The 12,782-nt window shown below is 67.4% G+C and carries 11 protein-coding genes; 6 read left to right on the forward strand and 5 right to left on the reverse strand.

What is annotated here, in order from left to right; genetic code table 11:
* Positions 1-77 precede the first annotated feature (77 nt).
* Complete coding sequence (gene acs, locus QTH86_RS05650) at positions 78-2,081, reverse strand: acetate--CoA ligase (RefSeq protein ID WP_286645642.1); 2,004 nt, start codon at positions 2,079-2,081, stop codon at positions 78-80.
* A 166-nt stretch (positions 2,082-2,247) separates the two neighbouring features.
* Between acs and QTH86_RS05655 the strand changes: the two genes are divergently transcribed.
* A complete protein-coding gene (locus tag QTH86_RS05655) occupies positions 2,248-2,865 on the forward strand; it encodes a YqhA family protein (RefSeq protein WP_286645641.1) in 618 nt (205 codons plus the stop codon).
* 8 nt (positions 2,866-2,873) lie between these two features.
* Here QTH86_RS05655 and QTH86_RS05660 read toward each other — a convergent pair whose 3' ends face one another.
* Entirely contained in the window at positions 2,874-3,791 is a 918-nt protein-coding gene (locus QTH86_RS05660; RefSeq protein ID WP_286645640.1) for a LysR family transcriptional regulator, read from the reverse strand.
* A 142-nt stretch (positions 3,792-3,933) separates the two neighbouring features.
* Here QTH86_RS05660 and QTH86_RS05665 point away from each other — a divergent pair, with 142 nt between their 5' ends.
* Positions 3,934-4,830, forward strand: a complete 897-nt coding sequence (locus tag QTH86_RS05665) for an amino acid ABC transporter substrate-binding protein (RefSeq protein ID WP_286645639.1) — start codon at positions 3,934-3,936, stop codon at positions 4,828-4,830.
* A 19-nt stretch (positions 4,831-4,849) separates the two neighbouring features.
* A complete protein-coding gene (locus QTH86_RS05670; protein ID WP_286645638.1) occupies positions 4,850-6,142 on the forward strand; it encodes an aminotransferase class V-fold PLP-dependent enzyme in 1,293 nt (430 codons plus the stop codon).
* Between the two features lie 22 nt (positions 6,143-6,164).
* Here QTH86_RS05670 and fumC read toward each other — a convergent pair whose 3' ends face one another.
* Complete coding sequence (fumC, locus tag QTH86_RS05675; protein WP_286645637.1) at positions 6,165-7,562, reverse strand: class II fumarate hydratase; 1,398 nt, start codon at positions 7,560-7,562, stop codon at positions 6,165-6,167.
* Between the two features lie 125 nt (positions 7,563-7,687).
* Here fumC and QTH86_RS05680 point away from each other — a divergent pair, with 125 nt between their 5' ends.
* Genes QTH86_RS05680 through QTH86_RS05690 form a run of 3 tightly spaced genes read left to right on the forward strand, consistent with a single transcriptional unit; the run spans position 7,688 to position 10,850 of the window.
* Positions 7,688-9,241, forward strand: coding sequence for a fumarate hydratase (locus tag QTH86_RS05680; RefSeq protein WP_286645636.1), 1,554 nt, complete (start codon positions 7,688-7,690; stop codon positions 9,239-9,241).
* Position 9,242: 1 nt separating this feature from the next.
* On the forward strand, positions 9,243-10,076 hold the full coding sequence (murI, locus tag QTH86_RS05685; protein ID WP_286645635.1) for a glutamate racemase: 834 nt from the start codon (positions 9,243-9,245) through the stop codon (positions 10,074-10,076).
* Positions 10,077-10,079: 3 nt separating this feature from the next.
* Positions 10,080-10,850 (forward strand): PA3715 family protein, encoded by a 771-nt coding sequence (locus QTH86_RS05690; RefSeq protein ID WP_286645634.1) that lies wholly within the window; start codon positions 10,080-10,082, stop codon positions 10,848-10,850.
* On the opposite strand, the gene QTH86_RS05695 is transcribed toward QTH86_RS05690, so the two are convergent.
* Together QTH86_RS05695 and QTH86_RS05700 are read right to left on the reverse strand one after the other, a co-directional pair.
* Entirely contained in the window at positions 10,817-12,133 is a 1,317-nt protein-coding gene (locus QTH86_RS05695; RefSeq protein WP_286645633.1) for an MFS transporter, read from the reverse strand. The two genes, QTH86_RS05690 and QTH86_RS05695, sit on opposite strands and share 34 nt — an antisense overlap.
* A 6-nt stretch (positions 12,134-12,139) precedes the next feature.
* Positions 12,140-12,775 (reverse strand): DUF6806 family protein, encoded by a 636-nt coding sequence (locus QTH86_RS05700; protein WP_286645632.1) that lies wholly within the window; start codon positions 12,773-12,775, stop codon positions 12,140-12,142.
* Positions 12,776-12,782: the final 7 nt, after the last annotated feature.

Raw genomic sequence — 12,782 nt, forward strand, 5'->3', positions numbered from 1 at the left:
TGTGTCGAAGGAGAGGTTGTAGCGCATCGGCGTCGGCGCCCCTGTCGGACACCGACGCCGCGCGCCGACGGCCGTCTTCAGAAGGCCTGGCCCAACTGCTCGAGGATGGCAGGGTTCTCGAGCGTCGAGGTGTCCTGCGTGATCGCCTCGCCCTTGGCGATGGAACGCAGCAGCCGTCGCATGATCTTGCCGCTGCGCGTCTTGGGCAGGTTCTCGCCGAAGCGGATGTCCTTGGGCTTGGCGATCGGGCCGATCTCCTTGGCCACCCAGTTGCGCAGTTCGGTCGCGATTTTCTTCGCCTCTTCGTCGCTGGTCGGGCGGCCGCGCTTGAGCACGACGAAGGCGCACACCGCCTCGCCGGTCACGTCGTCCGGACGGCCGACCACCGCGGCTTCCGCCACCAGGTCGGTCTTGGCGACCAGGGCCGATTCGATCTCCATCGTGCCCAGGCGGTGGCCCGAGACGTTCAGCACGTCGTCGATGCGGCCGGTGATGCGGAAGTAGCCGCGGTCTTCGCTGCGCACCGCGCCGTCGCCGGCGAGGTAGATCGTGCCACCCATCTCTTCGGGGAAATAGCTCTTCTTGAAGCGCTCCGGGTCGTTCCAGATGGTGCGAATCATCGAGGGCCATGGCCGCTTGATGACCAGCATGCCACCCGCGCCGTTGGGCAGATCCTTGCCGGTCTCGTCGACGATGGCGGCCGCGATGCCCGGCAGCGGCAGCGTGCACGAGCCCGGCACCAACGGCGTGGCGCCCGGCAGCGGCGTGATGACGTGGCCACCGGTCTCGGTCTGCCAGAAGGTGTCGACGATCGGACATTTCTCGTGGCCGATGTTCCGGTGGTACCACATCCAGGCTTCGGGATTGATCGGCTCGCCGACCGAACCAAGGATGCGCAGGCTCGACAGGTCCCAGTTCTTCGGGTGCACCTTCTCGTCGGACTCGGCCGCCTTGATGAGCGAACGGATCGCCGTGGGCGCCGTGTAGAAGATGCTGACCTTGTGCCTCTCGATCATCTGCCAGAAGCGGCCCGCGTGCGGGAAGGTGGGCACGCCTTCGAAGATCACCTGCGTCGCGCCGGCCGCCAGCGGGCCGTAGGCGACGTACGTATGACCGGTGATCCAGCCGATGTCGGCCGTGCACCAGAAGACGTCGTCGGGCCGCAGGTCGAAGGTCCAGTCCATCGTGAGCTTGGCCCACAGCAGGTAGCCGCCGGTGGCATGCTGCACGCCCTTGGGCTTGCCGGTCGAGCCCGAGGTGTAGAGGATGAAGAGGGGATGCTCGGCGCCCACGGGCTCGGGCACGCATTCGTCCTGCCCCTCGATGGCGCTCAGCACCTCGGTGAAGCTCTTGTCACGGCCTTCGATGCGCTTCCAGTCGCTCAGCGTGCGCTCGTAGACCAGCACGCTCTTGATGGATTCGCAGCCGCCCATCGCGATGCCGTCATCGACGATGGCCTTGAGCGGCAGCTCCTTGCCGCCGCGCAGCTGGTAGTTGGCGGTGATGACCGCCACCGCGCCGGCATCGATGATGCGTTCCTGCAGGGCCTTGGCCGAGAAGCCGCCGAACACCACGCTGTGCGTGGCACCGATGCGCGCGCACGCCTGCATCGCGATCACGCCTTCGATGGTCATCGGCATGTAGATGATGACGCGGTCGCCCTTCTGGATGCCTTCGGCCTTGAGCGCGTTGGCGAAGCGGCTCACGCGCGTGAGCAGGTCGCGGTAGCTGATGGTGGTGACGGCGCCGTCGTCGGCCTCGAAGACGATCGCGGTCTTGTGCTCGACCGGGGTGCCCATGTGCCTGTCGAGGCAGTTGGCCGACGCGTTGAGCTCGCCGTCGTCGAACCACCGGTAGAACGGTGCGTTCGATTCGTCGAGCGTGCGGGTGAAGGGCTTCGTCCAGGCCAAGTTCTCGCGGGCCAGGCGGCTCCAGAAGGCGTCGGGCGTCTTCTCGGCCTCGGCGCACAGCGCCTCGTAGGCCGCCATGCCGCTGATGCGCGCGCCCCTTTCGGCGGCGGCCGGCGGCGGGAACACCCGGTTCTCGACCAGGACGGATTCGATGTTCGATGCTTGGCTCATTGTTGTCTCCTGCCAGGGTGGAATGCGGCCGTAATGTCGGCCGCGGCACTTACGGATGACTGACGGACATGGTAGCGGCGGCAGAGGGGCTTCACCGCGCGGACGCGGGCCGACCCTAGAATCCGGGCTCTTTCCGCTCTCGTGCTCTCCCACCTCGTCTCCCCCGATGGCCACCCCCGACCCCTTCGATCCCCTGAACCCGCCCGCCATCCGGCGCACCTCGCCCATGCGGCCGCTGCCCCGGCTCATCTTCGCGAGCCGCTGGTTGCAGCTGCCGCTCTACCTTGGCTTGATCGTCGCGCAGGGCGTGTACGTCGTGCATTTCCTGGTCGAACTGCTGCATCTGGTCGAAGCCGCCTTTGGGAGCCAGACCGCGCTGCAGGCGCTGATCAGCAGCATCGGCTACAAGACCGATGCGCCGATCACCGCACTCAACGAGACGGTGATCATGCTGGTGGTGCTGGCGCTGATCGACGTCGTGATGATCTCCAACCTGCTCATCATGGTGATCGTGGGCGGCTACGAGACCTTCGTGAGCCGCATGGACCTCGAAGGCCACCGCGACCAGCCCGAATGGCTCAGCCACGTGAACGCGTCGGTGCTAAAGGTGAAGCTGGCCACCGCCATCATCGGCATCAGCTCGATCCACCTGCTCAAGACCTTCATCAACGCCGGCAACTACACCGACCGGGTGCTGATCGCGCAGACGGTGATCCACATCACCTTCCTGCTCTCGGCCATGGCCATCGCGTACACCGACAAGCTGATGTCGAAGGAGCACTGACCCGGCGGCTACGGCACCGCCTCTTCCAGCTCGGCCTGGAAGATCCGCGTGAAGTCGCAGCAGGACTGCGCGAGCATGATGATCGAGGCGGTCAGCGCACTGCGGTGCTCGCCCTTGTGCATGGCCACATAGGGAACCGGCGGCAGCGCCGGCGCCACGTCCAGCACGGCCAGCATGCCGGCCGCGACCAGCGGCTCGAGGCATTGCCGCGGCAGGTAGCTCACCCCCAGGCCCGACACGGTGAGCCCGGTCAGCGCCACCAGGTTGCTCACCACGATGATGTTGGCGGGCTCGACCCCGCGCTCCTTCATCCACGCGTCGTACACGCGGCCGGTGCCCGACGCATTGCCCTGTACCAGCATCCGGTAGCGCGCCAGTTCGTGCAGCCGCACCGGGCCGGCCGCGGGCACCAGCCCGGGTTTGCACATCCACGCGCTGTCCACCTTGCCGATCGCCTTTCCCGGGATGCGTGCGTCGGCGAAGGCATCGGGCACCATGATCAGGTCCAGTTCGTCCGCGAGGAGCTTGTCGCGCAACGACAGGCTGTCGTCCACGTCAGGCTCGATCGTGACCTTCGGGTAGTGCTGCTGGATCAGCCCGACCAGCCGCGGCAGCCAGGTCATCGCGGTCAGCTCCGTCACGCCGATGCGCACCCGGCGTTCGAGGACCTCCGGCTTGCCGAACTGCTCGACCGCGGCGTCGCGCTGCTGCAGCAGCTTCTTGGCGAGCAAGAACATCTCCTCGCCTTTCTCGGTCAGTCGGGCCGTGCGCAGGCGGCGGTCGAAGAGTTCGGTGTCGAACAGCCGTTCCAGCTCGTGCACGCGTTTGGACACGGCCGACTGGGAGGTGTTGAGCTTGTGCGCCGCCGGCCCGAAGCCGCCCAGCTGGGCGATCCAGAACAGGGCCTCGAGTTGCTTGAAGGTCATCACGGTGCGTTTCCTGTGCGGGCAACGTTGAATAGAACACTTTGAGTGATCCGATTCCAGCACAAAAAATCGCTTTTTTAAATATGTAGGCACTTCCAGAATTCGGGCACCAGCTCTTCAACGCCTTCCCTGAAAGATGCCCATGAACTTCCGCCAGCCTCTCGCCATCGCCCTTGGCGCTGCGCTCCTCGCCTCGAATGCCGTCGCTCAAGATTCCGACACGCTCAGCAAGATCAAGGCGAGCGGCACGATCCAGATCGGCAGCCGCGACAGCTCCATCCCGTTCTCGTACAAGCTCGGCAGTGCCAGCGAGCCCATCGGCTTCTCCAACGACATCTGCCTGAAGATCGTCGATGCCGTGAAGGCCAAGCTCGGCCTGCCCAACCTTCGCGTGCAGTACACGACGCTGACCTCCACCAACCGCATCCCGCTGATGCAGAACGGCACGGTCGACCTGGACTGCGCCACCACCACGAACTCGGTCGCGCGGCAGCAGCAGGTCGACTTCGCGCCGAGCCACTTCGTCACGAACATCACCGTCGCGGTCAAGAAGAGTTCGGGCATCCAATCGCTCGCGGACCTGGGCGGCAAGCCGGTGGCGACGGTCACCGGCAGCACCTCGATCCAGCTGCTGCGCAGCTACCGCAAGACGGAGAACATCGACGTGCAGGAGGTCTCGGGCAAGGACACGGCCGATGCGTTCCTGTTGCTCGCCAGCGGCCGCGCCGTGGCCTATGTGCTGGACGACGTGCAACTCGCCGGCCTGATCGCCACCGCGCCGAACCCGGCCGAGTACACGATCCTTAAGGACGTGGTGCTGCGCCAGGAACCCTACGGCATCATGCTGCGCAAGAACGATCCGCAGTTCAAGGCGCTGGTCGACCAGACCGTCAGCGGCCTGATGAAGTCGGGCGACATGGCCCAGCTCTATGCCAAGTGGTTCACCAGCCCGATCCCGCCGAGCAACGTGAACCTGAACTTCCCGATGTCCGACGCCGTGCGCGAGGCCTTCCAGAACCCGAACAACAAGGGCGTCTGACGCGTCCCGCCCTCCTCGCATGTCCACGTCCTCCCACCATCCCCAGGGCCTTCTGTTTGCCGATGCGTTGCAGCAGCAGATCCGGCAGCGCTTCCTGAACGTCGAGCACGACCACCGCGGGCGCGAGCGCCTCTACTTCGACAACGCGGGTGGCTCGTTCCGCCTGAAGGCCGCGGTCGAGCGTTTCGTGCAGATCGACGCCATCCCCGACAACGCGGAGCGCATCCACGACATCGCCGAGGAACTCAAGACGATCCAGGCGAGGGCCGTCGACGACGTCCGCGTGATCCTCAACGCGCAAGGCGGCAGCGTCTACGCGTCGCTCACCGCCTCGGGCGCGATGTTCGACATGGTGCGCGCCATCGCCGAGAACGTGCCTGGAACGAACATGGTCACGACGGCGCTGGAGCACCCCTCGTCGTTCGACGCGATGTCGATGTACGCCCAGCGGCTCGGCCGCGAACTGCGGGTCGCCAAAAGCAACCCGGCGACGGGTGGCGTCGATGTCGAGGAGATCGTGCGCCTGATCGATGCCGACACGGTGCTGCTCAACGTGATCTACGCGTCGAACATCTCGGGCGCCAAGCTCGACATCGAGGAGATCGTGCGGCGCGCGCGCGCCGTGAAGCCGGATCTGTACATCGTGGTCGATGCGGTGCAGCACGCGCCGCATGGTCTCATCGACCTGCAGAAGACGCCGATCGACGGCATCAACATCGCGCCGTACAAGTTCTTCGGCTGCCGCGGCTCGGGCATCGCCTGGGTTTCCGACCGGGCCGCCGTGCTGCCGCACCACAAGCTCGGCGGCAAGCCGCCCGACTTCTGGGACCTGGGCAGTTCTGCGCCCTGGCAGTTCGCCGTGCTCACCGAGATCGTCGACTACGTCTGCTGGATCGGCCGCCAGTTCTCGGCCGCGAGCGATCGCCGAACGCTTTTCGCCGCGGGCATCGAGCACATCGAACTGCACGAACGCGCGCTGCTGGCCCGGCTGCTCGACGGCAGCGAGGCCGTGCCCGGCCTGCGCCGGATGGACGGCGTGCAGGTGTTCCTCGACCACGGCGACCTGACGAAGCGCGACCTGATCATCGGCATCGGCTTCGACGCGCTCGACTACACGCAGGCGGTGCAAGCCTACGCGCAGCGCGGCGTCACCGTCTACGAGCGGGTCGCGAGCAGCATCTACTCGAAGCGGATGCTGGAATCCTTCGGCCTCGAGGGCGCGGTGCGTATCTCGCCGCTGCACTGCCACACGATGGCCGATGTCGACCGCTTCCTGCGGATCACGCAGGAACTGGCCGCCGGCCAACGATAGCGTCGCCTTCGGCCGCGCCTGTTCAGCGCCCGGTCATGTTCTCCGGCACCACCCACTGGTCGAACTGCTCGCCGGTGAGGTGGCCGGACGCCACGGCCGCTTCGCGCAGGCTGGTGCCTTCCTTGTGCGCCTTCTTGGCGATGTAGGCGGCCTTGTCGTAGCCGATGTGCGTGTTGAGCGCGGTCACCAGCATCAACGAGCGCTGGACCAGTTCCGTGATGCGCTCGCGGTTGGGCTCGATGCCCACGGCGCAATGGTCGTTGAAGCTCACCATGCCGTCGGCCAGCAGGCGCACGCTCTGCAGGAAGTTGTGCGCCACCATCGGGCGGAACACGTTGAGCTCGAAGTTGCCCGAGGCACCACCGAAGTTGATGGCGACATCGTTGCCGAAGACCTGCGCGGCCAGCATCGTGACCGCCTCGCTCTGCGTCGGGTTGACCTTGCCCGGCATGATCGACGAACCGGGTTCGTTCTCCGGAATGCTCAGTTCGCCGATGCCGCTGCGCGGTCCGCTGGCCAGCCAGCGCACGTCGTTGGCGATCTTCATCAGGCTGGCCGCCAGCGTCTTGAGCGCGCCGTGCGCGTGCACCAGCGCGTCAACCGACGCCATCGCCTCGAACTTGTTCGGTGCGGTGACGAAAGGCAGGCCCGTGAGCTTGGCGAGTTCAGCTGCGACCTGTTCGGCGTAGCCCTTCGGTGCGTTCAGGCCCGTGCCGACCGCCGTGCCGCCCAACGCCAGTTCGCTCAGGTGCGGCAGCGCGGCGCGCACATGCGCCTCGCCGTGCGCCAACTGCGCCACGTAGCCCGAGAACTCCTGGCCCAGCGTGAGCGGTGTCGCGTCCTGCAGATGGGTGCGGCCGATCTTCACGATGTCCATGAAGGCGATCGACTTCGCCTCGAGCGTGTCGCGCAGCTTGGCGATGGCCGGCAGCAGCTTGTGGGTGAGCGCCTCGACCGCTGCGACGTGCATCGCGGTCGGGAACACGTCGTTGCTCGACTGGCTGCGGTTCACGTCGTCGTTCGGATGCACCAGGCGCCCTTCCCCGCGCTCGCCGCCGAGGATCTCGCTGGCGCGGTTGGCCAGCACCTCGTTGACGTTCATGTTGGTCTGCGTGCCCGAGCCCGTCTGCCACACGACCAGCGGAAACTCGCCCGGGTGCTCGCCCGCGATGACCTCGTCGGCCGCCGCCACGATGGCCTGCGTCTTCTTCTCGTCCTGCAGGCCGAGCGCGTGGTTCACCACCGCCGAGGCGCGCTTGACCTGCGCCAGCGCCTTGATGATCTCCTTGGGCTGCGTCTCGCCGGAGATGTCGAAGTTCTGCAGCGAGCGCTGCGTCTGCGCCCCCCACAGCTTGTCGGCAGGGACCTCGATGGGGCCGAAGGTGTCGCGTTCGACTCGGATGTTGGAGGGGGTCGTCATGAGAAAAAAGCTCCGCTGTCAAAATGGAGGGTGTGCTCGCCGGAAGGAAGCACCGAAAAGTCCGCCAGCATAGCCCGAACGAGAACGACTCGCATTTGATCGAGCGTCCAACCCACGAAAACGTCATGACCACCACGATCCAGCAGGCCGACCTGATCGAGTCGATCAGCGCCGCGTTGCAATACATCAGCTACTACCACCCTGCCGACTACATCGCGCATCTGGCCAAGGCCTACGAGCGCGAACAGAGCCCGGCGGCCAAGGACGCCATTGCGCAGATCCTGACCAACAGCAAGATGAGCGCCACCGGCCACCGCCCGATCTGCCAGGACACCGGCATCGTGAACGTGTTCCTCAAGGTCGGCATGGATGTGCGCTGGGGCGGCTTCACCGGCAGCCTGGACGACGCCATCAACGAAGGCGTGCGCCGCGGCTACAACCATCCCGACAACACGCTGCGCGCCTCGGTCGTGGCCGACCCGCAGTTCGACCGCAAGAACACCAAGGACAACACGCCCGCGGTGATCTTCACCGAGATCGTGCCCGGCGACAAACTCGAAGTGACGGTCGCGGCGAAGGGCGGCGGCAGCGAGAACAAGAGCAAGCTGGCCATGCTGAACCCCGGCGACAGCATCGTCGACTGGGTGCTCAAGACGGTGCCGACCATGGGGGCCGGCTGGTGCCCGCCCGGCATGCTGGGCATCGGCATCGGCGGCACGGCCGAGAAGGCCGCGCTGATGGCCAAGGAAAGCCTGATGGACGACCTCGACATGCACGAGCTGCAGGCCAAGAAGGCCTCCGGCGCCGAGCTGACGAAGGTCGAGGCGCTGCGCATCGAGCTGTACGAAAAGGTGAATGCGCTGGGCATCGGCGCGCAGGGCCTGGGCGGCCTGGCCACCGTGCTCGACGTGAAGATCCAGATGTACCCGACGCACGCGGCCAGCAAGCCGGTCGCGATGATCCCCAACTGCGCCGCCACCCGCCATGCGCACTTCACGATGGACGGCAGCGGCGCGGTCTACCTCACGCCGCCCTCGCTCGACCTGTGGCCCGACGTCGACTGGAAGCCCGACTACAACAAGAGCAAGAAGGTCGACCTCGACACGCTCACGCCCGCCGAAGTCGCCAGCTGGAAGCCGGGCGACACGCTGCTGCTCAACGGCAAGATGCTCACTGGCCGCGACGCCGCGCACAAGCGCATCGCCGACATGCTGGCCAAGGGCGAGAAGCTGCCGGTGGACTTCACCAACCGCGTCATCTACTACGTCGGCCCGGTCGACCCGGTCGGCGACGAGGCCGTGGGCCCGGCCGGCCCGACCACCGCGACCCGCATGGACGGCTTCACCGAGATGATGCTGGCGCAGACCGGCCTCATCGCGATGATCGGCAAGGCCGAGCGCGGCCCGGTGGCCATCGAGGCCATCAAGAAGCACCAGAGCGCCTACCTCATGGCCGTGGGCGGCGCCGCCTACCTGGTGAGCAAGGCGATCAAGACCGCCAAGGTGGTGGGCTTCGCCGACCTGGGCATGGAAGCCATCTACGAGTTCGACGTGGTCGACATGCCGGTGACGGTGGCGGTCGATGCCGGCGGCACCAGCGCGCACATCACCGGCCCGGCCGAGTGGCAGAAGCGCATCGCCTCGGGCGAGTTCAAGACCATCGCGGTGGAAGCGATCTGACTTGAATCTGCAGGCGATCGATCCGGGCCTCGCGGCATCGAACGGCGATCGTCCGATCGGCGTCTTCGACAGCGGCATGGGCGGGCTCAGCGTGCTGGCCGCGCTGCGCGCCGAACTGCCGCATGAAGACTTCGTGTACTTCGCGGACACGGCCTACGCGCCGTACGGCGAACGCGGCGATGCCTACGTGATCGAGCGTTCGCTCGCGGTAGCCGAGCATCTGGTGCGCGAGCACCGCGTCAAGGCGCTGGTGGTGGCCTGCAACACGGCGACAACCGCGGCCATCCACCTGCTGCGCGCGGCGCACCCGGCGCTGCCGATCGTGGGCCTGGAGCCCGGGCTCAAGCCGGCGGTCGCGGCGAGCCGCACCGGGCACATCGCGGTGATGGCCACGCGCGGCACGCTGGCGAGCGCCAAGTACGCCGCCTTGCGCGCTGCCGTGGCCGGTACCGCCGATGTGCGCCCGGTGCCTTGCGATGGCCTCGTGAAGGCCATCGAAGGCTTCGACACCGCAGGCATCGCGTCGCTGTGCCAACGCTACATGGACGAAGCCGGCCCCTTCGGCGAGGGTGCTGCCGATGTCGACACGGTGGTGCTCGGCTGCACCCACTATCCGCTGGTGATCGACGAATTGCGCACGCATGCGCCGACCACGCTGCGCTTCATCGACACGGGCTTGCCGGTGGCGCAGCACACGCGGCGCCTGCTCGCGGCGGCAGGCCAGCTCGCGGGCGATGACGCCGGTAACGGCACGCTGCGCCTGGAAAGCAGCGGCCAGGTCGCCGCGCTCGAAGCCGCGGCTACCCGGTGGCTCGCGCTTTCCACGGTGGCCTGAGTCATGCGTTTTCTTCGCCACGCCGCCCTCCTCCTGGGCATCTCGGCTGCCAGCCTGAGCCACGCCGCCTGCGAAAGCGGCCTGGCCGAGCGCATGCACGCACGACTGCATCCCGACCGGCTGCTCGACGAGCGCCTGGCCGCATGCAAGCCGTGGCCGGGCGCCCTCGGCCGCATCGTCGTCGTGCTGCCGATGCCGCGGCCGTCCGCCGATCCGAGTGCGACGAAGGTCTACGACCTCGAGGTGCTGTTGGTCCAGCGCCCGGACAACGGCAACACCGAGCGCGACACCGTCATCGGCCGCCTGTTCCAGGCCGAGGCGCTCGACGAGGAAGGCGTTGCCATCCAGGAGATCCTGGTCGACACCGGGCGCTATGCGCTGGCGCCCGACGCCCGTGCCTTCGGCCTGCGGGTGCGCTACCGCGGCACGACCCGCGGCGACACCTTCGCCAGCGAGACCCTGCGCCTGTACGTCGCACAGGCCGGCAAGCTGCGCGAGGTGATGCAGGAGGTCGAGCTCGACAACGAGAGCGGCGAGTGGAACGCCGACTGCACCGGCCGCTTCCGGCAGCTGCGCTCCATGCTGTCCATCCGGCCGAACCGCAATGCCGCCTTCGCCGACCTGGTGCTCGCACGCACCGTCGCCCAGAGCCGCGGGCAGATGCAGGAAGACGGCAGCTGTGCCGAGCAGGCCCAGCCGGCACAGTACGGCACGGTGGTGCTGCGCTACGACGGCGAGCGCTACCGCGTGCCGAAGGCGCTGCGCACGCCCTGAGGCGTGCTCAACGCGGCGTCGCGGCCGCGCTGCATGCGAATCGGCAACAGCAGCAGGAGCCCGCCGACGAAGAACACCGCCGTCGCCAGGATGGCAACGCGCTGGTTGCCACCGGCGGCCCAGGTGATCGCCCCGTAGCTCAGCGGGCCGACGATGCTCGCCAGCCGGGTCGCGAAGGACCACAGCCCGAAGAACTCGGCACTGCGCGCCGGTGGTGCGAGGTAGCCCGTCATGGCACGCCCGGCCGACTGGCTGGACCCCATCGACAGGCCCGCGATCGTCGCGGCCCACCAGAAGCCGCTCTTGGTCGTGACCGACGCGGCGATCACGCAGACGGCGATCCACGCGACCAGCGTGATGGCCAGCGCCAACCGATGGCCGATGCGGTCCTGCAGGTAGCCGAAGGCGAAGGCGCCCACGGCGGCCGCGAGATTGAGCACGAAGATGAGCACCATCGTCTCCTGCGGCAGGAAGCCGATCACCTGCTCGGCGTAGATCGCCGCCAGCGTGATCGCGACCGCGACCCCGGCCTGGTAGCAGACGGTGCACGCCAGCACCCCCATGAAATCGCGGTAGCCGCGCGCCTCGTGGAAGGTCCGGCGCAACTGCGCCCAGGCGCCCTCGGGCGCGCGATCGGGCTGCGGCTGGGCGCGCTCCGGCAGCAGCGCGAAGGTGACGCAGGCCGCCAACCCGTAGATGGCCGCGGTGATCAGCATCGTGACCGGCACGAAGTGCGACGCCGGCAGCCCACGCGCCTGCGACCACAGCACGTACGCCAGGCACACGCCCAGCGTCAGCATGCCGCCCACGTAGCCGAAGCCCCAGCCCCAACCGCTCATCTTGCCCATGCCCTCGGGCGTGGCGAGTTCGGGCAGGAAGGCGCCGGTCAGGGACTCGCCATAGGAATAGAAGGTGTTCGAGACGATGACCATCGCCATGGCCAGCACCACGGCGTTCGCGCCGGTGAACCGCGGTGTCACCGCCAGGGCGGCGGTCGCGACCACGCACGCCGCCGTCGCGATCATGAGCACGCGCTTCTTGGCGCCATGGCGGTCGGCCCAGGCGCCGATGGCGGGCATGGACACCATCACCAGGGCATAGGAAGCGCTCAGCGCCGCCGTCCAGGCGAACGTGGCCCATGCCGCGCCTTGTGCGATGCCGCCCACGAAATATGCCGCGAATACGGCCGTGATGACGACGGTGGTGTAGCCCGAATTGGCGAAGTCGTACATCACCCAGCCGAACACCTCGCGCTTGCGCACGCCCTGACGCAGCGCGGACATGGCGGCCTAGTGGAGGTGGCGCGGGCGGCGACCGCCGCCATGGCCACCGGCGCCCGGCCCACCCGGACCCCCGCCGCGGGGCCGCTTGCCGATCTCGAGCGAATTCACGAGGGCATCGAAGCGGTCGCCGAAGAGCTTGTCGATCTCGGCGACCACGCCACCGAGTTCAGCGCCATCGAAGTGGCGCTCCATCAGGTTCACCACGTCTTCGACCAAGAGGTCGCGCTGGACCTGCATGATCGCCGCGGGGTTGGGGCCGACGAACAGCATGATGAAGTCGTCGCGCGACTCCTCCTCCGGGTCGCCCTCTTCCTCGTCGTAGTCGGTGTCATAGAAGGTGACCTCGATGGCGGCGCCCTGCTCGGCGAGCTCGTTGAGCGCCATGCACATCTCGTCGAGCTCCTGGCGGAAGTCCTCGTCGCCGGGCACGGTCCAGCACATCTGCAGCATGTGCTCCTTCTGCTCGAAGCGGATGCCCGGCTCCTCTTCGTAGGTGCTGGTGGCGCCGTCGGCCAGTGACTTGGCGCCGGCGTACTTCCACAGGGGCTTGAGCGCCTCCTGGATCTGCGCGAAGGTCACGTCCGAACGCAGCGGCACATCGCCATGCACATGGATTTCGAATGGAGCGTTATAGCGTGGCATGTCTTGC

The sequence above is a fragment of the Variovorax sp. J2L1-78 genome, from assembly GCF_030317205.1.
Lineage (GTDB): Bacteria > Pseudomonadota > Gammaproteobacteria > Burkholderiales > Burkholderiaceae_C > Variovorax > Variovorax arabinosiphilus.

Bases quoted from the DNA above. Each gene is read 5' to 3' on its own strand.
- acs (WP_286645642.1), bottom strand. From the start codon at position 2,081: ATGAGCCAAGCATCGAACATCGAATCCGTCCTGGTCGAGAACCGGGTG.
- QTH86_RS05655 (WP_286645641.1), top strand. From the start codon at position 2,248: ATGGCCACCCCCGACCCCTTCGATCCCCTGAACCCGCCCGCCATCCGG.
- QTH86_RS05660 (WP_286645640.1), bottom strand. From the start codon at position 3,791: ATGACCTTCAAGCAACTCGAGGCCCTGTTCTGGATCGCCCAGCTGGGC.
- QTH86_RS05665 (WP_286645639.1), top strand. From the start codon at position 3,934: ATGAACTTCCGCCAGCCTCTCGCCATCGCCCTTGGCGCTGCGCTCCTC.
- QTH86_RS05670 (WP_286645638.1), top strand. From the start codon at position 4,850: ATGTCCACGTCCTCCCACCATCCCCAGGGCCTTCTGTTTGCCGATGCG.
- fumC (WP_286645637.1), bottom strand. From the start codon at position 7,562: ATGACGACCCCCTCCAACATCCGAGTCGAACGCGACACCTTCGGCCCC.
- QTH86_RS05680 (WP_286645636.1), top strand. From the start codon at position 7,688: ATGACCACCACGATCCAGCAGGCCGACCTGATCGAGTCGATCAGCGCC.
- QTH86_RS05690 (WP_286645634.1), top strand. From the start codon at position 10,080: ATGCGTTTTCTTCGCCACGCCGCCCTCCTCCTGGGCATCTCGGCTGCC.
- QTH86_RS05695 (WP_286645633.1), bottom strand. From the start codon at position 12,133: ATGTCCGCGCTGCGTCAGGGCGTGCGCAAGCGCGAGGTGTTCGGCTGG.
- QTH86_RS05700 (WP_286645632.1), bottom strand. From the start codon at position 12,775: ATGCCACGCTATAACGCTCCATTCGAAATCCATGTGCATGGCGATGTG.